The sequence below is a fragment of the Streptomyces sp. Tu 3180 genome, from assembly GCF_009852415.1.
Taxonomy (GTDB): domain Bacteria; phylum Actinomycetota; class Actinomycetes; order Streptomycetales; family Streptomycetaceae; genus Streptomyces.
This window is the reverse complement of sequence record NZ_WOXS01000002.1, coordinates 2,311,748-2,338,342: the sequence shown is the minus strand read 5'-3', so window position 1 is coordinate 2,338,342 and position 26,595 is coordinate 2,311,748. Positions and strand designations below refer to the sequence as shown.

Below are 26,595 nucleotides of genomic sequence, written 5' to 3'. Positions count from 1 at the left end.
GGGCGCCCGGAGACGTTCCGGGCGCCCTCGGCGTGTGCCGGGCGGTGGTCCCGGCGCCCTCCGGCATCAGGTCCTGCGGGCCAGGGACAGGGTCCGCCGGGCCGCCGCCACCACCGCCGCGTCGATGAACCTGCCGTCGGGCAGGGCTTGGGCGCCCTGCTCGGTCGCCGCCGCCTTGACGATCGTCTCCGCCTGCTCGATCTCCTCCTCGCCGGGGAGGTAGGCCCGCTCGATGACCGGCAGCTGACGGGGGTGGATCGCGGCGCGGCCCAGGAAGCCCAGGGCGCGGCCGCGGGCGCAGGAGGCGATGAGGCCCTCCAGGTCGCGGATGTCCGGGTGGACGCACTGGACGGGCGGAGCCAGGCCCGCCGCCCGCGCGGCCACGACCACGCGGGAGCGGGACCAGTCGAGGCCCGCGTCGTCGCGCACCCCCAGGTCGGCCCGCAGGTCCGCCTCGCCGATCGCGATGCCGCGCAGGGAGGGGTGGGCGGTGGCCACGGCGTGGGCCCGCTCGACGCCGAGGGCCGACTCCAGCAGGGCGTACAGGGGGAGCGCACCGCCGCGCGCGGACACGGCGCGCCGCGCGACGCGCACGACCTCGGCGGGGGAGGTCACCTTGGGCAGCCGCAGACCGGACAGGCCCGGGGCCGGGACGACGGCCGCGAGGTCGGCCTCGGCCCAGGGGCCGCCCGGGGCGTTGACGCGGACGTGGACCGGGACCGGCTGCGGGTCGCGCAGCAGCTCGGCGGTGGCCGCGCGGGCGTAGTCCTTGCGGTCCGGGGCGACCGCGTCCTCCAGGTCGATCACCACCACGTCGGCGCCGGAGGCGAGCGCCTTCGCCACCACGGCGGGACGGTCCCCGGGGACGTACAGCCAGGTCAGCGGGAACCCCGTCACAGGGCGCCCTCCGCGCGCAGCGCCGCGAGGTCGTCCGGGGTGAGGCCCAGCCCGGTCAGGACCTCCTCGGTGTCCGCGCCGTGCGGGCGGCCGGCCCAGCGGATCGCGCCCGGGGTGCCGGAGAGCCGGAAGAGGACGTTCTGCATGCGCAGCGGGCCCAGCTCGGGATCGTCGACCGTGGTGATCGTGTCCAGGGCCCGGTACTGCGGGTCCGCCATCACGTCCCGTACGTCCTGGACGGGGGCGACCGCGGCCTCCGCCTTCTCGAAGGCCGCGAGCACGTCGGCGCGGGTGTGCCGGGCGATCCAGCCGCCGACCGCCTCGTCCAGGACGTCCGCGTGCCGGGCCCGGTCCGCGCCGGTGGCGAACCAGGGCTCGTCGATCAGCTCCGGCCTGCCCACCAGGCGCATCACGCGCTCGGCGACCGACTGGGCCGAGGTGGAGACGGCGACCCAGGTGCCGTCGGCGGTGAGGTAGGTGCCCCGGGGGGCGTTGTTCTGGGAGCGGTTGCCGGTGCGGGGCTGGACGTGACCGAGCTGGTCGTACCAGGTCGGCTGGGGGCCGAGCACGGTGAGGATCGGCTCGATCAGCGCCATGTCGACGACCTGGCCCTCGCCGGTGCGGTCGCGGCCGGCCAGCGCGGTCATGACCGCGTACGCCGTGGCCAGGCCCGCGATGGAGTCCGCCAGGCCGAACGGCGGCAGCGTCGGCGGGGCGTCCGGTTCGCCGGTGATCGCCGCGAAGCCGCTCATCGCCTCGGCGAGGGTGCCGAAGCCCGGGCGGTGCGCGTACGGACCGAACTGCCCGAAGCCGGTGACCCGGACCAGGATCAGGCGGGGGTTGACGGCGGACAGTTCGGGCCAGCCCAGGTCCCACTTCTCCAGGGTGCCGGGGCGGAAGTTCTCGATGATCACGTCGGCGGTCCCGGCCAGGCGCAGGAGGGTGGCCCGGCCGCCGGGTCTGGACAGGTCCAGGGTGATGGTGCGCTTGTTGCGGCCGAGCACCTTCCACCAGAGGCCGACACCGTCCTTGGACGGGCCGTGGCCGCGGCAGGGGTCGGGTTTCCTCGGGTGCTCGACCTTGACGACCTCCGCGCCGAAGTCGCCGAGCAGGGTCGCGGCGAGGGGTCCGGCGAAGAGGGTGGCGAGGTCCAGGACGCGCAGGCCGGTCAGCGGGGGACCGGCGGGGGCGGGGCGGTCGGGTCGGGCGGGGTCATGGGCGGGTGGCCTCCAGGTGGGTCAGACGGGCCAGGGTGTCGAAGCCGGTGCCGTGGAAGTCGCCGACGGAGGTCGCCAGCCGGTTCTTCAGCGGGGCCGTCCAGCGTTCGGGGAGCGCGCGCGGCGAACCGGCGAGCAGGGCGGCGACGCCGCCGGCCGTCGCGCCGTTGGAGTCGGTGTCCCAGCCTCCGGACACCGCGCGGCAGACGGAGCCGGTGAAGTCGCCGTCGGCGTGGGTGAGGGCGGCGGCGATCAGGGCGGTGTTGGGGACGGCGTGCACCCAGTGGTGGGTCGCCGCGTAGGTGTCGTGCAGCAGGTCGACGACGGTGGCGAAGTCGGCGTGCTCGCGCGCCAGTCGCACGGCCCGCCGGACGGCCCGGGCGAGACGGGAGCGGGGCGGGACGACCGTGAGGCCGGTGCGCAGGCAGGCGTGGACGTCGTGGGCGCCGGTGGCGGCGCCGGCGACGACGGCCGCGGTGAACATCGCCGCGTAGACGCCGTTGGCGGTGTGCGTGAGGACCGCGTCGCGGTGGGCCTGCGCGGCGGCGGCCGCCGGGTCGCCGGGGTTGGTCCAGCCGTGCACGTCGGCGCGGATCAGGGCGCCGATCCACTCGCGGAAGGGGTTGTGGTGACGGGCGGTCAGCGGGGGTTCCAGGCCGCAGAGGAGGTTGCGGTAGGCGACGCGCTCGGCGGTGAAGGCGCGGCCGGCGGGGAGTTCGTCGAGCCAGACGCGGGCCACGTCCGCGGTGGTGAAGGCCCGGCCGTGGCGCCTGAGGACGATCAGGCCCAGCAGGGGGTAGTTGAGGTCGTCGTCCTCGGGCATGCCGTCGATGTTCTCGGCGAGGGAGGTGGCCGCCGAGCGGCGGTTCCAGGGGTGGCGGGCCAGCAGCTCCTCCGGGACACCGCGGGCGGTGAAGTAGGCCGTCAGGGGCCAGTTGCCGGCGGCCCGGGCGAGGCTGCGGATGGCGTCGAGGGGGAGCTTCTCGACCGGTTTGCCCAGCAGACAGCCGACGGCCCGGCCGAGCCAGGCGGCTTCGAGGCGTTCGGGGTCCGGCGGGGAGGGGGCGGGCGCGGGCGGCTGCGGCCAGTCGGGGCACAGGGCCCGGATCCCGGCCAGGTCGGTCGGCTCGTCGTCCGCCAGCGCGCTGGGCAGGTCGGCCAGTTCGTCCAGCAGGTCGGTGGCCAGCAGGCGGAGGTAGCGGGACGCCGGCCGCGGGGACGCGCCCGCGCCGACCGGGGCCTCGGGGCCGCCCGCGGCCCGCCAGCGGGCCGCGACGGCCGAGGGCTCACGGCCGTCCTGGACCGCCTGGCGCAGCTCGTGGCCGACCAGGTCCTCCGGCTGCACCCACGTCAGCCGGAGCATCCCGGACCCCCCAGCTCCGCGAACGCCCGCTCGTGGGCCCGGCGGCGCCGCACGTCCCGGGCGAAGACCTCGCGGGCCACGCCGGTGAGCGCGACCGCCGGTTCCCACAGGTCGAGGCGGCTGGCCTCGGCGACGGTCTTGGCCCAGTCCTCGGGGACCGGCGAGCCGAGGGCACCGGTCACGGCACCGGCCATCGTGGCGATGGAGTCGCAGTCGCGGCCGTAGTTCACCGCGCCCAGCACCGCGTGCCGGAAGTCGCCGCCGGCCACCACCACCATGCCCAGCGCCACGGGCAGTTCCTCGATCGCGTGCAGCCGGGACGGGCGGCGGGCACCCAGGGACGGGGAGCGGTAGTCGGGGCCCACGGTGTCGTAGGGGGCCACCGCCTCCCGCAGGGGACGCAGCGCCGACTCGAAGTCCGTGTGCCGGGACGCCTCCTCGCAGACCCGCTCGATCGCCGCCCGCGTGCCGTCCTTCGCCAGGGACAGGCACGCGGCGACCACCGAGTCCGGTGTCGCGCCCGGCGCGCACGCCGCCGCGACGGCCGCCGCGAGGACCCCGGCCGCCTCCCGCCCGTAGGACGACTGGTGGGCGCCCGCGACGTCCAGCGCCTCGGCGTAGGCGGCCTCCGGGTGGGCCGCGTTGACCAGGCCGACCGGCGCCATGTACATCGCGGCACCGCAGTTGACGATGTTGCCGACGCCCGCCTCGCGCGGGTCGGCGTGGCCGTAGTGGAGCCGGGCCACCAGCCACTTCTCCGCGAGGAAGACGCGGTGCAGCAGGAGTGCCTCCGCCTCCAGCTCCGGGATCCAGCGCGGGTTCGTCATCAGGTCCGGGACCAGGTGGTCGGCGACCGCGTGGGCGTCCAGGTGGTCGCGGACCGTCGTGTAGACCCGGACCAGGGCGTGCGTCATCAACGTGTCGTCGGTGACGTGGCCGTCGCCCTTGTGGTACGGGGCGATGGGGCGGGCGGTGCGCCAGGCGTCGCCGTTCCAGGGGCCGACGACGCCGTGCACGCGTCCGCCGTGGCGTTCGACGATCTGCTCGGGGGAGTAGCCCTCGACCGGGCCGCCGAGGGCGTCGCCGACGGCGGCTCCCACGAGGGCGCCGGTGATCCGCTCGTCCAGGGGCGCGCCCCGGTCACGGTTTTCTGCCTCTTCGCGCGTCATGTCCGAATCATCCCCCGAGGGGGGCCGGTTGTACGGCTTCCAGGAGCCCGGCGAGTTCCACCAGGTCCGTGCCGGTGAGCCGGGGGAGCGCGCAGCCGGACAGGACGCGGCAGCTCTCCCGCCACGTCGCGGGGATCGCCGCGCCGCCGCCCAGCGCGCCGGTGAGGGCGCCGACGAGCGCCGGGGCGGAGTCCGCGACCCGCGACAGGCAGGCCGCCGCGGGGACCGCCTCCGCGATCCGGCCGTGGGCGGCGGTGGTCAGGGCGAGGGCGACGGGGACGGTCTCGGCGGCGGCGATGCCGTAGCTGTAGACGTGGTCGACGATCTGGTGCTCCAGCGGCGGGACGAGGGCGAAGGCGCCGTCGGCGGCCGCGGCGAGCCCCAGCGCGTGCCGGGCGTTGCGGCCGATCTCCGTCTCCTCGGGCAGCTCGGCGAGCGCGGCGGCCACGCACGCGTGCGCGTCCGCTCCGGCCAGCGCGAGACAGACGGCGGCGGCCATGGCGCGGGCGCCGCGCACCCCGTCGCCGTCCTGGGTGTAGCGGGCGTCGAACTCGGCGAGTCCGGCCGCGCCCTCGGGGTCGCCGGGGTGGGCCACGGCCAGCACGCAGGCGCGTACGCAGGCCGCGTCGTCGAAGTAGTGCGGGTTGTCGTGGCCGGTGGCGGGCGGGCGCAGACCGGCGGCCAGGTTGCCGAGGCCGGCCCGCACGGAGATGCGGGCGCGCAGGGGGAGGACCGCCGACTCGATCTCGGGGGCGCGTTCGGTGGCCGCGGCGACCTCGGCGGCGACGGCGTTCCAGGTCAGATCGATGGCGGCGCGCGTCCGGCGCTCCCTGCTCAGATTCCCGAGCGCGTCGCCGTCACCGGCCAGCAGCATCGCCTCGGCCGCGAACGCGGCCCACTCGGCGTCGTCGGAGGGGCCGAGGCGCAGGGGCTCCGGGGGCTGGTTGAGGGCGATCGGCACGGGGAGGGTGGTGGTCGCGTTCTGCTCGGCGAAGGTGTCCAGCTCACGGGTGAGGCGCCGGGTCCACTCGGGCATGCGCGCGGCGCGGTGGCGGGCGGCGGGCCATCCGGCGGCGTCGCCGGCGGCGAGGCCGAGGAGGAGCCCCTCGACGCGGCGTGCCCGCGGCGGCGGTGCGGGACGTCCGGCTCCGGCCGCGCCGCCCGTGCGGGTCGCGCGGCCGGGGGCGGGTGGCCCCTGGGGGACCCGGGCGCCGTCGGCGGCCGCGGGTTCGGGCGGGTTCACGAGGGCGCCTCCGTCTCGTCGTCCGCGGCCAGGACGAAGGCGTCCGGGGCCGGCCCGTCGCCCCGCAGCGGCACCTCGCCCGGTGCGCGCCCCTCCCCGTCCCGTATTCCGTCCCGTCCCCCGTCCCCGCCCGGCGTCAGCAGGTCCGCGACGTCCAGGACGTGGTGTCCCGCCATCGCCGGCAGGCAGCTGCCGCGGGCCGGGCCGATGGCGGCCGCCCAGGGCTCCGGGATCGCGCGGACGCCCCGCGTCGCGCCCGCCAGGGCGCCCGCGACCGCCGCCGTGGTGTCGGCGTCGCGCCCCATGTTGACGGCCGTCAGCACCGCCTGTTCGAAGTCGCCGTCGGCCGCCGCGTAGGCGCCGAAGGCGAGGGCCACCGCCTCGGGGGCCAGGTCGGTCCAGGGGTAGCCGCCGATCACGACCGCCGAGCGGACCGCGCGTTCGCCGAGGTGGGCCGCGGTGACGGCGCGGCGCAGCGAGCGGGCGGTCCAGGAGTCGTCCGGGACCACCGCCAGGGCGGAGGCCACGACCGCGACCACCGGTGCGCCGGCCATCGCCGCCGCGACGCCCGCGGCGACCGCCTGCCCGCCGTAGATGCCCTCGCCGTCGTGGCTGACCGAGCCGTCGACGGCCGCCAGCCGGGCCGCCTCGTCGGGGCGGCCGGCCGCGAAGACCCCGCAGGGCGCCGCCCGCATCGCCAGCCCGTCGCTCCAGGCGTGCCGGTGCTGGGCGGAGATGGGCGCGGCCAGCCCCCGGCGCAGGTTCTCCAGCGTGCCGCGCTCGCTGAAGCCGGCGCCCCGGAAGGGACCCTCGGCGCGGTCGGCGATCAGCTCGTGCCAGGCCGCCTCGACGTGCGCCGGGGTGAGCGCGTGGCCGTGCCGGGCCAGCAGCAGGCCGGAGAAGATCGCGTATTCGGTGTCGTCCGTGCCCGCGGGGTGCTCGGCCACGTATCCCGTGATGCGGCCCCAGGCCGCACGGATCTCGGAGGGCTTCATGTTCTCGGCCGGGGCGCCCAGCGCGTCGCCGACGGCCAGGCCGAGCAGCGCGCCGCGGGCCCGTTCGCGGAGCCCGACGGCGTTCCCGAGCGCCGGGACCGGGGGGGTGCGGGCGGTCGATGCCATGCGCGGCTCTCCTCTCAGGGGCGCCCCGAGAGGCGCGAGGCCCTTTGCGGATCTGTCCCCGGTGCGGTGCCCGGCGCAGCCTCATGAGCCCCAGCGTCACCCGGTCGACATGTGAGCGAGCGTTCACGCAACCGAGCGAAATCGACAAAACCGCAGGTTAGCCCAGCCTTTCCTTGCTGGCGGCGGGGAATTCCGCGACGTACATTGGGTGTTGTCGAAAAGTAGAACAAGTCCAAGATGGGCTCGGAAGAGCCCGGTACGAGCTCCCTGGGGGACGCGCCATGGCCATCATCGAGACCGAGGCGGTGCTGCACGAGGCGCACCGTGACAACCACACGCACCGGGACGTCAACGGCGGCTGGCTGCGCCCGGCCGTCTTCGGCGCGATGGACGGCCTGGTCTCCAACCTCGCCCTGATGACCGGTGTCGCCGGCGGCTCCGTCAGCCAGCAGACCGTCGTCCTCAGCGGCCTCGCGGGCCTGGCCGCCGGCGCCTTCTCCATGGCCGCCGGCGAGTACACCTCCGTCGCCTCCCAGCGCGAGCTGGTCGAGGCCGAGCTGGACGTCGAGCGCCGCGAGCTGCGCAGGCACCCCAAGGACGAGGAGGCCGAGCTCGCCGCGCTCTACCAGGCCCGCGGCGTCGAACCGGCGCTGGCCCGCGAAGTGGCCCGGCAGCTGTCCCGGGACCCCGAGCAGGCCCTGGAGATCCACGCCCGCGAGGAGCTCGGCATCGACCCCGGCGACCTCCCCTCGCCCACCGTCGCCGCCGTCTCCAGCTTCGGCTCCTTCGCGCTGGGCGCCCTGCTGCCCGTGCTGCCCTACCTGCTCGGCGCGAGCAGCCTGTGGCCCGCCGTGCTGCTGGCGCTGCTCGGGCTCTTCCTGTGCGGTGCGGTGGTGGCCAAGGTGACGGCGCGGACCTGGTGGTACAGCGGACTGCGGCAGCTCGCCCTCGGCGGCGCGGCGGCCGGTGTGACGTACGCCCTGGGCACACTGTTCGGAACGGCCGTAGGATGACCCGGCTCGGACTTATGCGTCGGACCGCATAAGTAGTCGTTACTCGCTGGTTTCGACCGCGTGACCGCCGGGCATGAGCCGTAAGCGCTGTGGGCAACGAGGCCCACGGCGTGCCCGCGGGACGGACGAGGACGCCCGTTCCCGCCCCGGGCCGGCGGACACCGATCTGTCCGAACCGGCCTCCACGACTTCCGCCGCCAGGCGCGGAACCCCGCCGCGACCCGTGTGGTGTCCGCATGCTGGAACGGGTTATCCCGGTTCCCGAGAACCGCTCCATCATGTAACCTGCACGAAATTTCGCATCTCCGCAGAGGGCCAACGTCGTCCCTCGGCACTTGCACATGCCAACAGACGACGACGGGAGAGCCGATGCGTACGCCGCGCCAGCCGTCCCAGCACTCCGCGAATGGCCAGAACTGGTCGTTCATGGATGCTCGCCCTGCTGCGCAGGGTATGTACGACCCCCGCAACGAGCACGACGCCTGCGGTGTCGGTTTCGTCGCCACCCTCACCGGCGAGGCGTCCCACGCCCTGGTCGACCAGGCCCTCACCGTCCTGCGCAACCTCGAGCACCGCGGTGCCACCGGCTCCGAGCCGGACTCCGGCGACGGTGCCGGCATCCTCTCCCAGGTCCCGGACGCCTTCTTCCGCGACGTGGCCGGATTCGAACTGCCCGACGCCGGCGCCTACGCCGTCGGCATCGCCTTCCTGCCGCGGGAGGCCACCGAGGACGCCGTCGCCCGGATCGACGCGATCGCCGCCGACGAGGGCCTGACCGTCCTCGGCTGGCGCGAGGTGCCCACCGCGCCCGAGCTGCTCGGTGCCACCGCCCGTTCCACGATGCCGGTCTTCCGGCAGATCTTCGTCACCGACGGGACGAGCCGGGGCATCGACCTCGACCGCAGGGCCTTCGTGGTGCGCAAGCGCGCCGAGCGCGAGGTGGGCGTCTACTTCCCCTCCCTGTCGGCCCGCACCCTCGTCTACAAGGGCATGCTGACCACCGGCCAGCTCGAGCCCTTCTTCCCGGACCTGTCCGACCGCCGCTTCGCCTCCGCGATCGCGCTCGTGCACTCCCGGTTCTCCACCAACACCTTCCCGTCGTGGCCGCTGGCACACCCGTACCGCTTCGTCGCGCACAACGGTGAGATCAACACCGTCAAGGGCAACCGCAACTGGATGGCGGCCCGCGAGTCCCAGATCGTCTCCGACCTCTTCGGCGACCAGGAGAAGATCGACCGGATCTTCCCGATCTGCACGCCCGACGCCTCCGACTCCGCCTCCTTCGACGAGGTCCTGGAGCTGCTGCACCTGGGCGGGCGGTCGCTGCCGCACTCCGTGCTGATGATGATCCCGGAGGCGTGGGAGAACCACGACTCGATGGACCCGGCCCGGCGCGCCTTCTACCAGTACCACTCCACGATGATGGAGCCCTGGGACGGCCCCGCCTGCGTCACCTTCACCGACGGCACCCAGGTCGGCGCCGTGCTCGACCGCAACGGTCTGCGCCCCGGCCGCTACTGGGTCACCGACGACGGTCTGGTCGTCCTCGGCTCCGAGGTCGGCGTCCTCGACATCGACCCCGCCAGGGTCGTCCGCAAGGGCCGCCTGCAGCCCGGCCGCATGTTCCTCGTGGACACCGCCGAGCACCGCATCATCGAGGACGACGAGATCAAGGCCGCCCTGGCCGCCGAGCACCCCTACGCGGAGTGGCTCGAGGCCGGCGAGATCGAGCTGTCCGACCTGCCCGAGCGCGAGCACATCGTGCACACCCACGCCTCGGTCACCCGCCGCCAGCAGACCTTCGGCTACACCGAGGAGGAGCTGCGCGTCATCCTCGCGCCGATGGCCAAGGCCGGTGCCGAGCCGATCGGCTCGATGGGCACCGACTCGCCGATCGCCGCGCTCAGCGAGCGCCCGCGGCTGCTCTTCGACTACTTCACCCAGCTGTTCGCGCAGGTCACCAACCCGCCGCTGGACGCGATCCGCGAGGAGCTGGTCACCTCCCTGCGCTCCTCCCTGGGCCCGCAGGGCAACCTGCTGGAGCCGACGGCCGCCTCCTGCCGCAGCGTCGTGCTGCCGTTCCCGGTGATCGACAACGACGAGCTCGCCAAGCTCATCCACGTCAACGCCGACGGCGACATGCCCGGCTTCAAGGCCGCGACCCTGTCCGGCCTGTACCGGGTCTCCGGCGGCGGCGACGCGCTCGCCGAGCGCATCGAGGACATCTGCGCCGAGGCCGACGCCGCGATCGAGAACGGCGCCCGCCTGATCGTCCTGTCCGACCGGCACTCCGACGCCGAGCACGCGCCGATCCCCTCGCTGCTGCTCACCGCGGCCGTCCACCACCACCTCATCCGCACCAAGCAGCGCACCCAGGTGGGCCTGCTGGTCGAGGCCGGCGACGTCCGCGAGGTGCACCACGTCGCCCTGCTCATCGGCTACGGCGCCGCCGCCGTCAACCCGTACCTGGCGATGGAGTCCGTCGAGGACCTGGTCCGCGCGGGCACCTTCCTGCCGGGCATGGAGTCCGAGAAGGCCATCCGCAACCTGATCCACGCCCTCGGCAAGGGCGTGCTGAAGGTCATGTCCAAGATGGGCATCTCCACGGTCGCCTCCTACCGCGGCGCCCAGGTCTTCGAGGCCGTCGGTCTCGACGAGGCCTTCGTGGAGAAGTACTTCAACGGCACCGCGACCAAGATCGGCGGCGTCGGCATCGACGTCATCGCCCAGGAGGTCGCCGCCCGCCACGCCAAGGCCTACCCGGCCTCCGGCATCGCGCCCGCGCACCGTGCCCTGGAGATCGGCGGCGAGTACCAGTGGCGCCGCGAGGGCGAGCCGCACCTGTTCGACCCGGAGACGGTCTTCCGCCTCCAGCACTCCACGCGCTCCGGCCGCTACGACATCTTCAAGAAGTACACCGAGCGCGTGAACGAGCAGTCCGAGCGGCTGATGACGCTGCGCGGCCTGTTCGGCTTCAAGTCCGACCGGCAGCCGATCCCCGTCGACGAGGTCGAGCCGGTCTCGGAGATCGTCAAGCGGTTCTCCACCGGCGCCATGTCGTACGGCTCCATCTCCCAGGAGGCGCACGAGACCCTCGCCATCGCCATGAACCAGCTGGGCGGCAAGTCCAACACCGGTGAGGGCGGCGAGGACCCGGAGCGCCTGTACGACCCGGCCCGCCGGTCGTCCATCAAGCAGGTCGCCTCCGGCCGCTTCGGCGTGACCTCCGAGTACCTGGTCAACTCCGACGACATCCAGATCAAGATGGCCCAGGGCGCCAAGCCCGGCGAGGGCGGCCAGCTGCCCGGCCACAAGGTCTACCCGTGGGTCGCCAAGACCCGGCACTCGACGCCGGGCGTGGGCCTCATCTCCCCGCCGCCGCACCACGACATCTACTCCATCGAGGACCTCGCCCAGCTGATCCACGACCTGAAGAACGCCAACCCCCAGGCGCGCATTCACGTCAAGCTGGTCTCCGAGGTCGGCGTCGGCACCGTCGCCGCGGGCGTGTCCAAGGCGCACGCGGACGTCGTGCTCATCTCCGGCCACGACGGCGGCACGGGTGCCTCCCCGCTCACCTCGCTGAAGCACGCCGGCGGCCCCTGGGAGCTCGGCCTCGCCGAGACCCAGCAGACGCTGCTGCTCAACGGTCTGCGCGACCGGATCGTCGTGCAGACCGACGGCCAGCTCAAGACCGGCCGCGACGTGGTCATCGCCGCGCTGCTCGGCGCCGAGGAGTTCGGTTTCGCGACCGCGCCGCTGGTCGTCTCCGGCTGCGTGATGATGCGCGTGTGCCACCTGGACACCTGCCCGGTCGGCATCGCCACCCAGAACCCGACCCTCCGGGACCGGTTCTCCGGCAAGGCCGAGTACGTCGTGAACTTCTTCCGCTTCATCGCCGAGGAGGTCCGCGAGCTCCTCGCCGAGCTGGGCTTCCGCTCCATCGAGGAGGCCGTCGGCCACGCCGAGGTGCTCGACGTGACCCGCGCGGTGAACCACTGGAAGGCGCAGGGCCTGGAGCTGGCCCCGCTGTTCCACGTCCCCGAGCTGCCCGAGGGCGCCGTCCGCCACCAGGTCGTCGCCCAGGACCACGGCCTGGAGAAGGCGCTCGACAACGAGCTGATCAAGCTCGCCGCCGACGCGCTCGCCGCCTCCGGCGCCGAGGAGGCCCAGCCGGTGCGGGCCCAGGTCGCCATCCGCAACATCAACCGCACGGTCGGCACCATGCTCGGCCACGAGGTGACGAAGAAGTTCGGCGGCGCGGGCCTGCCCGACGACACCATCGACATCACCTTCACCGGATCCGCCGGCCAGTCCTTCGGCGCCTTCGTCCCGCGCGGCGTCACGCTGCGCCTGGAGGGCGACGCCAACGACTACGTCGGCAAGGGCCTGTCCGGCGGCCGGATCGTCGTCCGCCCGGACCGGGGCGCCGACCACCTCGCCGAGTACAGCGTCATCGCGGGCAACACCCTCGCCTACGGCGCCACCGGCGGCGAGATGTTCCTGCGCGGCAGGGTCGGCGAGCGGTTCTGCGTCCGCAACTCCGGCGCGCTGGTCGTCTCCGAGGGCGTGGGCGACCACGGCTGCGAGTACATGACCGGCGGCCACGCGGTCGTCCTCGGCGAGACCGGCCGCAACTTCGCGGCGGGCATGTCCGGTGGCGTCGCCTACGTCGTCGACCTGAACCGCGACAACGTCAACGCCGGCAACCTGGACGCCGTCGAGGCGCTGGACGACGCCGACAAGCAGTGGCTGCACGACGTGATCCGCCGCCACCGGGAGGAGACGGGCTCCACCGTCGCCGAGAAGCTGCTGGCCGACTGGGACACGGCCGTCGAGCGCTTCAGCAAGATCATCCCCAGCACGTACAAGGCAGTGCTCGCCGCCAAGGACGCCGCCGAGCGAGCCGGTCTGTCCGAGACCGAGATCACCGAGAAGATGATGGAGGCGGCGATCAATGGCTGATCCGAAGGGCTTTCTGAACCACGGCCGCGAGGTCGCCAAATCCCGGCCGGTCGAGGAGCGCAAGAAGGACTGGAACGAGGTCTACGTCCCCGGCTCCCTGCTGCCGATCATCAGCAAGCAGGCCAGCCGGTGCATGGACTGCGGCATCCCGTTCTGTCACAACGGCTGTCCGCTGGGCAACCTCATCCCCGAGTGGAACGACTACGCCTACCGCGAGGACTGGGCGGCGGCGAGCGAGCGCCTGCACGCGACGAACAACTTCCCGGAGTTCACCGGCCGGCTGTGCCCCGCCCCGTGCGAGTCGGCGTGCGTGCTCGGCATCAACCAGCCGCCGGTCACCATCAAGAACGTCGAGGTCTCGATCATCGACAAGGCGTGGGAGACCGGGGACGTCGCCCCGCAGGTCCCCGAGCGCCTGTCCGGCAAGACCGTCGCCGTCGTCGGCTCGGGCCCCGCGGGGCTGGCCGCCGCCCAGCAGCTGACCCGGGCCGGCCACACGGTCGCCGTGTACGAGCGGGCCGACCGCATCGGCGGTCTGCTGCGCTACGGCATCCCCGAGTTCAAGATGGAGAAGCGGCACATCAACCGCCGTATCGAGCAGATGCGCGCGGAGGGCACCAAGTTCCGCACGGGCGTCGAGATCGGCCGCGACATGCCGGCGACCGCGCTGCGCAAGCGCTACGACGCCGTGGTCCTCGCCGTCGGCGCGACGACCGCGCGCGACCTGCCGGTGCCGGGCCGCGACCTCAAGGGCATCCACCAGGCCATGGAGTACCTGCCCCTGGCCAACAAGGTGCAGGAGGGCGACTACGTCGCACCGCCGATCTCGGCCGAGGGCAAGCACGTCGTCGTGATCGGCGGCGGTGACACCGGCGCGGACTGCGTGGGCACCGCCCACCGCCAGGGCGCGGCCTCCGTCACCCAGCTGGAGATCATGCCCCGCCCGAACGAGGAGCGGAACCCGCTCTCGCAGCCGTGGCCGACCTTCCCGATGCTCTACAAGGTCACCTCGGCGCACGAGGAGGGCGGCGAGCGGATCTACTCCGTCTCCACCACCCACTTCGAGGGCGACGAGGACGGCAACGTCCAGTGGCTGCACCTGGTCGAGGTCGAGTTCGTCGACGGCAAGCTGACCCAGAAGCCGGGCACCGAGCGCAAGATCCCCGCGCAGCTGGTCACCCTCGCCATGGGCTTCACCGGCACCGACCGGGAGAACGGACTGGTCGAGCAGTTCGGCCTGGAGCTCGACGAGCGCGGCAACATCGCCCGCGACGCCGACTTCCGGACCAACGTGCCCGGCGTGTTCGTCGCCGGTGACGCCGGACGCGGCCAGTCGCTCATCGTGTGGGCGATCGCCGAGGGCCGCTCGGCCGCCCGCGGTGTGGACCGGTTCCTGACCGGCGCCAGCGACCTGCCGGCCCCGATCCGGCCGACGGACCGCGCGCTGGCGGTCTGACCGGCCCGGGAGACGTCCCGTACAACGGCGTACGGAACACCGACGGCGCCCGCCCCCTGTCCCCGACCGGACGAACGGGCGGGCGCCGTCGCCTTCTCCACGGCGCCCGCGGCTACGGCACGCGGAACGTCTCCCCGTACATCTCCCACACCAGCGGCGTCTCCAGCTCCAGGTTCCCGGCCTCGAGGAACCGCCGCTGGGCGGTGTCGACGCGGGAGGTGTCGCCGTCCGGCCGCCTGTCGAGCATCGCCTCGCGGCGGACGTCGAGGAAGGCGTCCAGGTACGCCTCCTCCGAGCCGCCCCGGGCCGGCGTTTTCGCCCGTTTCATCGCGCGCTCCCGCAGGCCGTAGAAGCCCTCCGGGTCGGTGTCGGGTCCGTGGAAGACCATCGCGTCGTAGTAGACGAACTGGCCGAGCGTGTTCAGGCCGTCGAGCTTGGCGAGGCGGACGGACGGCTCGAAGTAGACGCGGTCGCGCTCCTCCTCCTGCGCCTCGCGGAACTCGGGCAGCTCCGCCTCCGCCCGCCAGGCCTCCGTGAAGCCGGGGTCCAGGCCCTCGTGCGAGTCCGTGCCGTCCACCTCGCGCAGGGCGGGCAGGTAGCGCTCCAGGCCGTTCCCGGGGTGCTCCTCGCTGTAGCGCTCGACCAGCATCAGCAGGTCGTGGGTGCCGGTGCAGAAGCCGATGACGCCGGCCGTGTAGCCCTGGCCGTCGCCGAGGTCCTCGATGCTGCCGTACAGGCTGCGCCAGTCCAGGGTGGAGTTCTCGGCGCTGGCCACCAGGCGCTGCGCCAGCTCCTTCTTCCCCGGCGCGGCGAGCCCCGGCGGCAGTTCGGCGATGAGGGCGTCGTCCTGCGCCCGCTCCTGCTCGGCCCGGTCCTTGGCCTCCTCGGGGGCCGACCGGGCGGTGGCCGCGGGCGGGGTGACCGGGGCGTCGGACGAGTCCGCCGGCACGACGAAGTACACACCCGTGGCGATCACGGGAAGGGCCGCGAGGAACAGCACACCGGAACGTTTCACTGGGGGACTCCTCCACCCGTCAGCTCGGACACCTTGACCGCCGCCGCCACCGCCAGCAGCACCACCAGACCCACGCACGCCGCCGCCTGGACCAGGCCCCGGCGCGGCCCCCGCGGCACGTACGCGAACACCAGGGCCACCGCGCCGCCCGCCAGCAGCCCGCCGAGGTGCCCCTCCCAGGACGTGACCACCGCGGAGACCACCAGCCACAGCAGCAGACCGGTCATGAACCGGTTGACGGTGCCCATGTCGACGCCGACCCGCCGCGCCATGACGTAGTACGCGGCCCCCACCCCGAAGATCGCACCGGACGCCCCCACCACGGCGTCCCCGGGCGCGAGCAGCAGCACCAGCACCGAACCGCCCAGCGCCGACAGCAGGTACAGGGCCAGGTAGTGCACGCGGCCCAGCATCGGCTCGACGAGCCGGCCGAGGTTCCACAGCGCCACCATGTTCATCACGACGTGGAGGACGCCGAACGTCCCCTCGGTGGGCGGCATGTGCAGGAACGCGCCGGTCAGCAGCCGGTACCACTCGCCGCCCGCCAGCCCCTCCGGACGGAAGCCCTCGGGGTACGGGTCGGCCCACAGGTAGTGCCCGCCGTCCGGCCCGGCCAGCCCCGCGCCCAGCATCGCGAACCGGTCCACGGCCTCCGGCCGCACCGACTCCGCCAGATACGCCAGCACATTGACCGCGATCAGCACGTACGTCACCACGGGCACCGCCGAGACCCGGCCGCCCACCACGGTGCGCGCCTGCCGTATCGACCGCGCGCCCTCCTTCACGCACTCGGGGCACTGGTGGCCCACGGCGGCCTCGCGCATGCAGTCCGGGCAGATGTACCGCTCGCAGCGCGTGCAGCGGACGTAGCACTCCACCTCGGGATGGCGGTAGCAGGTGGTGACGGTGGAATCGGGATCCACGGACCGGCTCCTTGCGGGGGACGGGGACGGAACTGAGCCGGTGGGGGCGGCGGCGAACAAAATAACGAACCCGGGGGGACGGAGGGAGAGGTGGGGTGAGGGTGCCGTACCCTCGGGGCCGGTGCCGGTGGCCGGACGGCCGGCCCCGGTGAGGGCGAGGGGGAGGACGCGTGGCCGCGATCAGTCTGCGCAAGATCGAGGAGACCGCGCCCGCGCTGGTCGACCTCTACAGGACGGCCGGGGCGTCACTGGCCGGGCACGGGCTGGACGGGCTGCGCGCCGCGGTCTACCTGGTCGTCGACTACTCCGGCTCGATGAAGCCGTACTACCGGGACGGCAGCGTGCAGGCGCTCGCCGACCGGGTGCTGGGCCTGTCCGCGCACCTCGACGACGACGGCACCGTGCCGGTGGTCTTCTTCTCGACCGACGTGGACGCCGTCACCGACATCGCCCTCGCCGACCACCGGGGGCGCGTCGAGCGGATCGTGGCCGGGCTCGGGCACATGGGCAGGACCAGCTACCACCTGGCGATGGACGCGGTCATCGACCACTACCTGGACAGCGGGTCGACCCGGCCCGCGCTGGTCGTCTTCCAGACCGACGGCGGGCCGGTCAACCGGCTCGCCGCGGAGCGGTACCTGTGCAAGGCGGCCCGGCTGCCGCTGTTCTGGCAGTTCATCGGCTTCGGCGACCCGGGCAGCCGCCAGTTCGACTACCTGCGCAGGCTCGACGAACTGGCCGTCCCGGCCAAGCGGGTCGTCGACAACGCGGGCTTCTTCCACGCCGGTTCGGACCCGCGCGAGGTCCCGGACGCCGAACTGTACGACCGGCTGGTGGGGGAGTTCCCCCGGTGGCTGGCGGCGGCGCGGGCGCTGGGGATCGTGCGGTCCTAGCGGCCGGGGGAGCCGGCCCCGGACCGCGGCGGGGCCGGGCGGGCCCTGCGGCTCCCGGGACCTACCGCCCCAGCGAGAAGCCCAGCACCACACCCGCCGACACCTCCACCGTCCCCGGCACGAGGTCCCCGGACGAGGCGCCGCCCCCGCCGCCGTGACCGCGGTACTGCCTGAACTCGTACGACTCGGAGTCCACGTCCTGGATGTGCAGCACCGTGCCCATCCGCACGCCCGCCGCCTCCGCGTACACCTCCGCCTTGCGCCGGGCCGCGGCCACGGCCCGGCGGCGCGCCTCGTCCCGCAGCGCCGGCTTGTCGTGCACGTCGAACTCGATGCGGTCGATGTGGTGCGCCCCCGCCCCGACCGCTTCCACGATCAGCTGCTGGAGGCCGTCCAGCGCCTCGCTCTCCACCACGTACGCGGCCCGGCAGCGGTAGCCGAGGAACTTCCGCTCGCGGCCGTAGTTGTCCTCCTCGGAGCTCAGCTTGAGCCGCGAGCCGGACACCGACGCGTCCGGCACCCCGTGCCGGCGCAGCACCTCCCGCAGCCGTGCCGCCGCCGCGCCCGCCTCCCTGAACGCCCGGTCCGGCTCGGGCTCCAGCACGTCCACCCCGAGCCGGACCCGGACCAGCTGCGGCTCGGCCCGCACGCTGCCCGCGCCGAAAACGCTGATGCCCCAGGGTTCCCCGATCGTCTCCGTCATGCGGGCATTGAAACACCACCGGACCGCGGCGCACCGGTGATCACCGGAACCCGCGACCCCGCCCGCCCCGCGTCCGCACGCCCGTCCGCCCCGGGCGAGGCCCCCTCACGTGTCGCACTCCAGCACCGTCCGGCACAGCCCGCACCGCGCCCGCACCCGTCCCCGCACCGGCACCCGGATCCGCTGGTGGCAGGTGGGGCACGGGAACGACACCCGCAGCGGGCCGCGGCCGTCCGGCGCGAAGCTGTACGGCACGTCCGGCCGGGCGGACGCCGGGGCGGCGCGGGGAGGGTGGTCCTGGGCGTGGCGGCGGTCCCGCGCGTAACGCCGGCGGCCCGCCCAGCCGGCCGCCGTCAGCGGCGGCTGCCGCTCGTCACGGAGGGCCAGCGCCCTGCCCTCGGTGTACGCCGTGTACGCCTGCGCGCTGGTGAACCACACCGACGGATCCTCCCCGAACACCAGGGACCGCTTCGCCAGCACGTACCCGAACTCCTCCGGCGTGAGGTACCCCAGCTTCTGCGACGACACCCCGTCCTGCCGGAACGCGTCCAGCAGCAGCCACCCCGTCCCCAGGTACGTCGCCGTCGTGTCGGTCAGGACCTCGTTGTCCCGCGTGCCGGGGAACGACAGCCCCAGGCGGTGCAGGTACACGTGCGTCACCTCGTGCGCCAGGGCCGCCCCGATGTCCCGCCGGTGGGTACGGAACCGGTCGTTCAACTCGACGAAGTACTCCGGTCCGGCCTCGAGTTCCACGTTCGCCGCGTGCTCCATCTCCCGGAAACCGACGATCAGCCGCGCGTCCGGCAGCCGGTAGTGCCGCACCAGCTCGCGGGCCACCCGCTGCGCCCCCAGGTGGAGGTCGTCCGTGTCGCAGAAGGCCACGTCGGCCGGCGCCACGCTGGAGGAGAACGTGCGGACCGTGTCGTACGACAGGCGCCGGTACAACGCGGTGACGGCCGCCCGCACCGTCTCCAGATGCGGATAGCCGTGCTCGACCGGCCCGTCGTTCGCCACGTCTCACCCCCAAGACGCCCTGAACCCGATTCCACTGTACGGGGAACACCCGCCCCCGGCCCGTGCTCCGCGGACGCGCCGGGGCGCGCGCGGACCGGCGGCACGCCGGACGGGAGGGCCGGCCCGTGCGCACCGCGCGGGCCGCGGGGGACGGGGCCGTGCGCTCCCGCGGGCGCACCGGGGTGACCGAGTGCCGGAACGGGGCGCGGCGGGCGGGCCCGCCCCGTAGGCTGATCCTCCATGACCACCAGCAACACCGGTACCGGGGACGTCGACCCCGCCGTGCGCGAGGAACTCGTCCGGCTGCGCGACAGCATCGACAACATCGACGCGGCCGTCGTCCACATGCTCGCCGAGCGCTTCAAGTGCACCCAGCAGGTCGGCCGCCTCAAGGCCGAGCACCGGCTGCCGCCCGCCGACCCGGCCCGCGAGGCCCGCCAGATCGCCCGGCTGCGCGCCCTCGCCGAGAACGCCAAACTCGACCCGGCCTTCGCGGAGAAGTTCCTGAACTTCATCATCGCCGAGGTGATCCGCCACCACGAACACATCGCCGACGCGGCCGTGAACGGCTCCACGCCCTCGGCGAACCGACCCACAACGGCCTCCCCCGGGGAGTGACACGGCGGCCCGTGCGGGGCATGCTGCGCTGTGCACTCCTTGTCGGCCGACGGGTACCGCCCGCCGGCACCCGGACAGCTCACCTCCGGTCCCTTGCGAGGAGGGACGTGCGCCATGCCACCCGATGCCCGCATCCTCATCGTCGACGACCATGAGGACACCCTGTACGCGCTGGAGAACGCCCTGGCCCCGCTGGGCCACCTGCTGGGCCGGGCCACCAGCGGCGACGAAGCCCTCAAGCAGCTGCTGCGCGGACACGTCGGCCTGCTGCTCCTCGACGTCCACATGCCCGGCACCGGCGGCCTGGAGGTCGTGCGCTACATGCGGCGCCTGGAGCAGACCCAGCACATCCCCGTGGTCCTGCTCACCGGCTTCGTCCGCGACCGGCACCTGGGCGCCGCCGCCTACGCCCTCGGCGTCGCCGACCTCGTCACCAAACCCGTCGACCCCTGGGCCCTGCGCACCAAGATCCGCCACCTCTACGACGCCCACCAGCGCCGCCTCGCCCTGGAACGCGAGATCCGCACCCTGCGCGCCCGGCTCGAGGAACGCACCGCGAACCCCGCGCATCCCGCCCTGCCCCGTCCCCACGCGCACGCACCGCCCGGACAGCCCGCGGGGGCGCACACCGGGGAGCTCGAACGAGACCGGACATAGGCCGCGTACCCGATCCGCCCCTGTGCCTCGGCAACGGCATCAGGCAGCATGGCCTGCATGTCCGTACTGACGCGCGACGAAGCGCAGAACCGAGCACAGCTCCTCGACGTCCACCGGTACACGATCGACCTCGATCTGACCACCGGCGACGAGACCTTCGAATCCCGCACCCTGATCCGGTTCACCGTCCGCGCGGACCAGGACGTCACGGACACCTTCGTCGAGGTCAAACCCGCCGAGCTGCGCTCCGTCACCCTCGACGGACAGCCCCTGGACCCCGAGACCCTCGACGGCAACCGGCTGCCGCTGAAGGACCTCGCCGCCGGCGAACACGAACTGCGCGTCGACGCGAGCATGCGCTACTCCCGCACCGGCGAGGGCATGCACCGCTTCACCGACCCCGCCGACGGCGAGACCTACGTCTACACCCAGCTGTTCCTGGACGACGTGCAGCGCGTCTACGCCGCCTTCGACCAGCCCGACCTCAAGGCCGTCTTCGAGCTGACCGTCACCGCCCCCGAGAACTGGACCGTCCTCGCCAACGGCAGCACCGAGCACCTCGGCGGCGGTCGCTGGCGGGCCGCGGCCACCCCGCCGATCTCCACCTACCTCGTCGCCGTCGCCGCCGGCCCCTGGCACTCCGTGCGCACCGAGCACCGCGGCCTGCCCTTCGGCATCCACTGCCGCCGCTCCCTGGCCCCCCACCTGGACGCCGACGCCGACGAACTCCTCGGCATCACCCGCGCGTGCTTCGACCGCTACCACGAGAAGTTCGAGGAGCCCTACCCCTTCGACTCCTACGACCAGGCCTTCGTGCCCGAGTTCAACGCGGGCGCCATGGAGAACCCCGGACTGGTCACCTTCCGCGACGAGTTCGTCTACCGCTCCGCCGTCACCGACACCGAGCGCCAGACCCGTGCCATGGTCGTCGCCCACGAGATGGCCCACATGTGGTTCGGCGACCTCGTCACCCTCAAGTGGTGGGACGACATCTGGCTGAACGAGTCCTTCGCCGAGTACATGGGCTACCAGACCCTCACCGAGGCCACCCGCTTCACGGACACCTGGACCGACTTCGGCGTCGTCCGCAAGGCCTGGGGCTACGACGCCGACCAGCGCCCCTCCACCCACCCCGTCGCCCCCGGGAACGTCACGGACACCGCCTCCGCGCTGCTCAACTTCGACGGCATCTCCTACGCCAAGGGCGCCTCCGCCCTGCGCCAGCTCGTCGCCTGGCTCGGCGAGAAGGACTTCCTCGCCGGCATCAACGTCCACTTCGAGCGGCACCGGTTCGCCAACGCCACCCTCGCCGACTTCATCGACTCCCTCGCCGCCGCCACCGAGCGCGACGTCCACGCCTGGGCCGACGCCTGGCTGCGCACCACCGGCGTCGACACCCTCACCGCGTCCGTCGACGCGCGCCCCGGCCAGTGGACGCTCGCCCTCGACCGCGACGGCGGCCGCCCCCACCGCGTCACCGTCGGCGTGTACGACCGCGCCCTCGGCGACGGCCGCGCCCTCGTCCTGCGGGAGCGCTACGAGACCGACGTCCCCCGGGACACGGCCCCCGAGCCGCGCCCCGGCACCCGCCCCGCCCTGGTCGTCCCCAACGACCTGGACCTGACCTACGCCAAGATCCGCCTCGACGACACCTCCCTGGAGACCGTCCTGCGCGGCCTGTCCGGCATCCCCGACGCGCTCACCCGCGCCGTCGTGTGGAACGCGCTGCGCGACATGGTCCGCGACGGCGAACTCGGACCCGCCGACTACCTGGCGACCGCCGCCGCCCACCTGCCCGAGGAGACCGACCTCGCCCTCGTCCAGGGCGTCCTCGCCTTCGCCGCGGGCCACGTCGCCGACCGCTACCTCGTCCCCGAGCAGCGGCCCGCCGCGCTCGCCACCCTCACCGAGCTGTGCCGCGACCTCATCCGGCGCACCGAGGACGGCGACCACCCCGGCCTGCGCCTGATCGCCGTGCGCCACCGCATCGACACCGTCGCCCACCCCGACACCATCGCCGCCTGGCTCGCCGAGGGCACCGTCCCCGGCGGCCCCGAGCTCGACCCCGAACTGCGCTGGCGCGTCCTCGCCCGGCTCGCCGTCCTCGGCGCCGTCGGCGAGGACGACATCGCCGCCGAACTCGAGCGCGACCCCAGCGCCACCGGCCTGGAGGGGGCCGCCCGCTGCCGCGCCGCCCTGCCCGACGAGGCCGCCAAGGCCCGCGCCTGGGAGGCCATGTTCGGCTCCGACGGCCGGGCCGACCTGTCGAACTACCTGTTCACCGCCACCGCCCAGGGCTTCTGGCAGCCCGAGCAGGCCGACCTGGTACGCCCGTACGTGGCCCGCTACTACAAGGACGCGGTGGCCGTCGCCGCCCGGCGCGGCCCCGCCATCGCCGAGGCCGCCGGCCGCTGGGCCTTCCCCGCCCACGCGGTCGACGCCGAGAACCTGAAGCTCGGCGAGAAGTGCCTGCGCAAGGCCGACCCGATCCCCGCCCTGCGCCGCAAGCTCGTCGACCAGCTCGACGACCTGGCCCGCGCCCTGCGGGTCCGGCAGGCGTAACCCGGCACACCGGGGGTGCCGCCGGCGGTCCGGCGGCACCCCCCGCGCCACCTCGCCCGTCCCCGTTCACTCCCCCGAAAGGGGACGTACCCCCTTCGGGGGGTGTTCGCCGGGCTCCTCGGTCAGGGCGTCCCCTCCCCGTACAAGCTGGACCCTCCCCGCGGAACTCCGTCCCGCGCCGCGCCCCGGAGGACAGCCCATGCGCACGCCGCCCCTCGCCTCAGGCCCCCAAGGCCCGGGCCACCTGAGGCCGCTGCTCGACACCGTCCTCGACGCCCTGCGCACCGGCGCCCACGCGCGCGGCGGACCCCTGCCCGCCGGCGGCCCCGACACGGTCACCGCGCGGATCCGCGACGCCGCGGGCGACGTCCTGCCCGACCGGGGCGACCCCGACGCCCTGCGCACCCTCGTGCACGCCCTCGCCGAAGGCGCCGCCGACCCCGCGCACCCCCTGTGCGCCGCCCACCTGCACTGCCCGCCGCTCGCCGTCGCGGCCGCCGCCGACCTCGCCGCCTCGGTGCTCAACCCCTCCCTCGACTCCTGGGACCAGGCCCCGGCCGCCTCCGCGCTGGAAGCCCTGGTCACCCGGGCCCTCGCCCGCGAGACCGGCCACGCCGACGGCCTCGTCACCACCGGCGGCACCGAGGCCAACCAGCTCGCCCTCCTCCTCGCCCGTGAAGCCCACGGCACCGTGCGGCTCGTCCACGGAGCCAACGCCCACCACTCCCTGCCCCGCGCCGCCTGGCTGCTGGGCCTGCCCGAACCCGTCGTCGTCCCCGCGCCCGCCGGCGTCCTCGACCCCGTCGCCCTCGACGACGCCCTCACCCACCTGCCCGGCCCGCGCGGCTCCGTCCTCGTGACCGCCACCGCCGGCACCACCGACGCCGGTCTCATCGACCCCCTGCCCGACATCGCCGCCCGCTGCGCCGCCCACGGCGCCCGCCTCCACGTCGACGCCGCCTACGGCGGCCCCCTCCTCTTCAGCGACCGCCACCGGTCCAGGCTCACCGGGCTCGACGCCGCCCACAGCATCACCCTCGACCTGCACAAACTCGGCTGGCAGCCGGTCCCCGCCGGTCTGCTCACCGTCCGCGACGCCCGGGACCTCACCGCCCTGCACCACCGCGCCGACTACCTCAACGCCGACGACGACACCGAGGCCGGCCTGCCCGACCTCCTCGGCCGCTCCCTGCGCACCACCCGCCGCCCCGACGTCCTCAAGCTCGCCGTCACCCTCAAGACCCTCGGCCGCACCGGCCTCGGCGCACTCGTCGACCAGGTCTGCGCCCATGCCCAGGGGTTCGCCGACCTCGTCCACGACGACCCCCGCTTCGACCTCCACGACCGGCCCACCCTCAGCACGGTCCTCTTCCGGCCCGCACACGCCGCGGACACCGCCGTCGCCGCCGTGCGACGCCGCCTCCTCACCACCGGACGCGCCGTCCTCGGCCGCGCCCGCGCCGACGGACGGCTCTGGCTCAAGGCCACCCTCCTCAACCCCGCCACCCGTCCCGACGACCTGACCGCACTCCTCACCCTGGTGCACCGCACCCACGCCGAAGGGCCCCGGTGACCCCCGCCCCCCACGGCCTCGTCGGCATCGGTACCGGCAGCGAACCCCACGTCCCCGCCCCCCTCCTCGCCGCCCCGGCCCCCACCCGCGCCACGGTCCTCGGCCACCTCACCGGCGGGCGGGCCCACCCCCTCCCGGCCCGCACCGCCTTCACCGCCTTGGGCCCCCGGCCCCGGACGCCGCGGGTCCCGCCCGCCCGGCGAGCCGACCGGCTCACCCCACTGGCGGACGGGACCCGAGGAACCGTACGGACGGGGAGGATCAGAACACCGGCGTACCGTCCCGGGTCAGCCTCCAGTCCACCGACGCGAAGTCCTCCGGGTCCAGCACGCCCTTCGCCGTCACCCACTCCGCGATCCGCGTGCGGATCTCCGTCGACTCCGACCACAGCTCCTTCGCGGACGCCACGTGCGGGAAGGCGCCGCCTCCGTTCGCCCGGTAGTTGTTCACCGCGAACACGAACTGCTGCGCGTCGTCCAGCGGGGCGCCGCCGAAGGTGACGTTCCTGATCCGCGAACCGGCCGGCCGGGCGATGTCGATCTCGTAGCCGAGCCCCGAGACGTAGTCGTAGTTGTAGTCGGGGCGGCCGTTCGCGTTCGTCAGCTTCGCCACGTCCACCGGCGCGCCGGCCGCGGTCTGCACGAAGTACTCCGCGGAGTACTCCAGGTACGCCCGGACCTGCGCACCCGTCATCAGCTTCGCGACCAGCGTGTTGTCGTACACGTACAGGCTCGACAGGTCCCGGATCGTCACCTCGCCCGCCGGGATCTGGGACGTCCGCGAGAACGGCGAAGCCTGCGCCAGCACCGGCAGCGAGGCGTACTCGGTCCCCGCGAGGGCCGCCTTGACCACGTCCTCCTGCACCTTGGCGATCAGGTCGATGATCGGCGCGTCCTTGTAGCGCGCCTCCGCCGTCGTCAGCGTCTGCGTCGCCGTGCCCACCACCTGGTTGACGTACGCCACGACCTCGGCGTGCTCGTCGGACAGCAGCTTGGTGATCGCCGGGTCGTCCTCCACCGTCGCCGCGTCCCGCAGCGACGCCTTCACCGACTCCACCCGCCACCGGCCGCGCTCGAGGACCAGCTCGAAGTCGAACAGCGCCAGCCGTTCGGCGTAGCACAGCGGCTCCGACAGCACCACGGCCCTGCCGGTCTCCTCGTTGGTGACCAGCAGCTCCTCGATCTCCTGGTGCGCGTGACCGACCAGGATCGCGTCGATCCCCGGCACCTGCCGCGCCACGTTCGCCGCCGCGTTCTCCACGTGCGGCAGCTGGTCACCGTACGACGACGTCCCCGACGTCCCCGAGTGCGCCGACACCACGACCACGTCCGCGCCCATCGAGCGCAGCTTCGGCACCCACTTCGCCGCCTGCTCCTCCAGGCCCGGGAACGTCAGCTTCCCCTGCACGTACGCCTTGTCCCAGACCGCGATGCCCGGGTTGGTCAGCCCCAGCACCGCCACCTTCACCGGCGGGGCGCCCTTCACCCGGAACGTCTTCATGAAGTACGGCGGGAACGCGGGCCTCAGCGTCTTCGCGTCCAGCGCGTTGGCGCCCAGCAGCGGGAAGTCGCACTGCTCCTCGAACTTGCGCAGCGTCTCGATGCCGTAGTTGAACTCGTGGTTGCCGAGCGCCACCGCGTCGTACCCGATGGCGTTCATCGCCTGCGCCATCGGGTGCACCGGGCCGCCCTCGGCGGTGATCGGGTCCACCTTCGCGTAGTAGTACGTCAGCGGCGTGCCCTGGATCGTGTCGCCCGCGTCCAGCAGCAGTGTGTTGGCACGGCCCTTCTCCTCGCGGACCTGGTTCACCAGCGTCGACACCCGCGCCAGCCCCTGCGCGTTGCCGGCCGCGTCGGAGTACTCCGCGTCCTTGAAGTAGTCCCAGTTGAACACGTGTCCGTGCAGGTCGGTCGTCCCCATCACGGTCAGCGCGTACCGCTTCGCCGGCTTCCTCCCGCGCCCCGCCTCGGCGGCCCCGGCCGCGGGCGCCGCGGCGCCCGCCAGCGCCACCCCCGCCCCCGTCACAGCGGACCTCTTCAGGAACTTCCGGCGGTTCAGCGGCATGTCAGGCTCTCCTCGGACGGTGAACAACGCGCGTAGACCGCGCGCGACGATTCTGACCTGAACACGTCGGCCTCGAACAGACCCCCCAGGTTGCGATCTGGTGACCGGTACCGGTGTCCCGGACGCTCG

Annotated in this window: 19 protein-coding genes; 8 read left to right on the top strand and 11 right to left on the bottom strand. The window is 73.9% G+C overall.

Going from position 1 to position 26,595, the window contains the following annotated elements:
* Positions 1–66: 66 nt before the first annotated feature.
* From GL259_RS11440 to GL259_RS11415, 6 genes are read right to left on the bottom strand one after another with little or no spacing between them, the layout of a single operon-like run.
* Positions 67–897: a CoA ester lyase gene (locus GL259_RS11440; protein ID WP_159531744.1), complete on the bottom strand. Its 831-nt coding sequence runs from the start codon at positions 895–897 to the stop codon at positions 67–69.
* A complete protein-coding gene (locus tag GL259_RS11435; RefSeq protein WP_159538555.1) occupies positions 894–2,069 on the bottom strand; it encodes a CoA transferase in 1,176 nt (391 codons plus the stop codon). Before GL259_RS11435 ends, GL259_RS11440 begins: the two co-directional genes overlap by 4 nt.
* A gap of 40 nt (positions 2,070–2,109) precedes the next feature.
* Positions 2,110–3,477 (bottom strand): ADP-ribosylglycohydrolase family protein, encoded by a 1,368-nt coding sequence (locus GL259_RS11430; protein ID WP_159531742.1) that lies wholly within the window; start codon positions 3,475–3,477, stop codon positions 2,110–2,112.
* Positions 3,465–4,646, bottom strand: coding sequence for an ADP-ribosylglycohydrolase family protein (locus GL259_RS11425; RefSeq protein WP_159531740.1), 1,182 nt, complete (start codon positions 4,644–4,646; stop codon positions 3,465–3,467). The genes GL259_RS11430 and GL259_RS11425 overlap by 13 nt, the downstream gene beginning before the upstream one ends.
* Before the next feature lie 7 nt (positions 4,647–4,653).
* The gene (locus GL259_RS11420) at positions 4,654–5,889 is read right to left on the bottom strand and encodes an ADP-ribosylglycohydrolase family protein (protein WP_166461470.1); all 1,236 of its coding nucleotides are present in this window, start codon (positions 5,887–5,889) and stop codon (positions 4,654–4,656) included.
* On the bottom strand, positions 5,886–7,010 hold the full coding sequence (locus GL259_RS11415) for an ADP-ribosylglycohydrolase family protein (RefSeq protein WP_166461469.1): 1,125 nt from the start codon (positions 7,008–7,010) through the stop codon (positions 5,886–5,888). The genes GL259_RS11420 and GL259_RS11415 overlap by 4 nt, the downstream gene beginning before the upstream one ends.
* A gap of 281 nt (positions 7,011–7,291) precedes the next feature.
* Between GL259_RS11415 and GL259_RS11410 the strand changes: the two genes are divergently transcribed.
* The 3 genes from GL259_RS11410 (at position 7,292) to GL259_RS11400 (ending at position 14,444) form a co-directional block, all read left to right on the top strand.
* A complete protein-coding gene (locus tag GL259_RS11410) occupies positions 7,292–8,023 on the top strand; it encodes a VIT1/CCC1 transporter family protein (protein ID WP_159531738.1) in 732 nt (243 codons plus the stop codon).
* A 369-nt stretch (positions 8,024–8,392) separates the two neighbouring features.
* Positions 8,393–12,988 carry a glutamate synthase large subunit gene (gene gltB / locus GL259_RS11405; RefSeq protein WP_159531736.1) on the top strand — a complete coding sequence of 1,532 codons (4,596 nt, stop codon included), beginning with the start codon at positions 8,393–8,395 and terminating at the stop codon, positions 12,986–12,988.
* A complete protein-coding gene (locus GL259_RS11400) occupies positions 12,981–14,444 on the top strand; it encodes a glutamate synthase subunit beta (RefSeq protein ID WP_159531734.1) in 1,464 nt (487 codons plus the stop codon). The genes gltB and GL259_RS11400 overlap by 8 nt, the downstream gene beginning before the upstream one ends.
* Before the next feature lie 112 nt (positions 14,445–14,556).
* Here GL259_RS11400 and GL259_RS11395 read toward each other — a convergent pair whose 3' ends face one another.
* Together GL259_RS11395 and GL259_RS11390 are read right to left on the bottom strand one after the other, a co-directional pair.
* On the bottom strand, positions 14,557–15,459 hold the full coding sequence (locus GL259_RS11395) for a chitosanase (RefSeq protein WP_159531732.1): 903 nt from the start codon (positions 15,457–15,459) through the stop codon (positions 14,557–14,559).
* Complete coding sequence (locus GL259_RS11390; RefSeq protein ID WP_159531730.1) at positions 15,456–16,382, bottom strand: rhomboid family intramembrane serine protease; 927 nt, start codon at positions 16,380–16,382, stop codon at positions 15,456–15,458. The genes GL259_RS11395 and GL259_RS11390 overlap by 4 nt, the downstream gene beginning before the upstream one ends.
* A gap of 170 nt (positions 16,383–16,552) precedes the next feature.
* Here GL259_RS11390 and GL259_RS11385 point away from each other — a divergent pair, with 170 nt between their 5' ends.
* A complete protein-coding gene (locus GL259_RS11385; RefSeq protein WP_159531728.1) occupies positions 16,553–17,275 on the top strand; it encodes a VWA domain-containing protein in 723 nt (240 codons plus the stop codon).
* A gap of 61 nt (positions 17,276–17,336) precedes the next feature.
* Here the strand turns inward: GL259_RS11385 and GL259_RS11380 are convergent, their stop codons facing one another.
* Together GL259_RS11380 and GL259_RS11375 are read right to left on the bottom strand one after the other, a co-directional pair.
* Positions 17,337–17,978, bottom strand: coding sequence for an SIMPL domain-containing protein (locus GL259_RS11380; RefSeq protein ID WP_159531726.1), 642 nt, complete (start codon positions 17,976–17,978; stop codon positions 17,337–17,339).
* 105 nt (positions 17,979–18,083) lie between these two features.
* Positions 18,084–18,992, bottom strand: a complete 909-nt coding sequence (locus GL259_RS11375) for a hypothetical protein (protein WP_159531724.1) — start codon at positions 18,990–18,992, stop codon at positions 18,084–18,086.
* 240 nt (positions 18,993–19,232) lie between these two features.
* Between GL259_RS11375 and GL259_RS11370 the strand changes: the two genes are divergently transcribed.
* The 4 genes from GL259_RS11370 to GL259_RS11355 all read left to right on the top strand — a co-directional run bounded on the left by GL259_RS11370 (position 19,233) and on the right by GL259_RS11355 (position 24,402).
* The gene (locus GL259_RS11370; protein ID WP_159531722.1) at positions 19,233–19,610 is read left to right on the top strand and encodes a chorismate mutase; all 378 of its coding nucleotides are present in this window, start codon (positions 19,233–19,235) and stop codon (positions 19,608–19,610) included.
* A gap of 114 nt (positions 19,611–19,724) precedes the next feature.
* Entirely contained in the window at positions 19,725–20,267 is a 543-nt protein-coding gene (locus GL259_RS11365) for a response regulator (RefSeq protein WP_159531720.1), read from the top strand.
* Positions 20,268–20,315: 48 nt separating this feature from the next.
* Complete coding sequence (pepN, locus tag GL259_RS11360; RefSeq protein ID WP_159531719.1) at positions 20,316–22,829, top strand: aminopeptidase N; 2,514 nt, start codon at positions 20,316–20,318, stop codon at positions 22,827–22,829.
* Positions 22,830–23,028: 199 nt separating this feature from the next.
* Entirely contained in the window at positions 23,029–24,402 is a 1,374-nt protein-coding gene (locus GL259_RS11355; protein WP_159531718.1) for a pyridoxal-dependent decarboxylase, read from the top strand.
* 261 nt (positions 24,403–24,663) lie between these two features.
* Here GL259_RS11355 and GL259_RS11350 read toward each other — a convergent pair whose 3' ends face one another.
* The gene (locus GL259_RS11350; RefSeq protein WP_159531717.1) at positions 24,664–26,466 is read right to left on the bottom strand and encodes a 5'-nucleotidase C-terminal domain-containing protein; all 1,803 of its coding nucleotides are present in this window, start codon (positions 26,464–26,466) and stop codon (positions 24,664–24,666) included.
* Positions 26,467–26,595 lie beyond the last annotated feature (129 nt).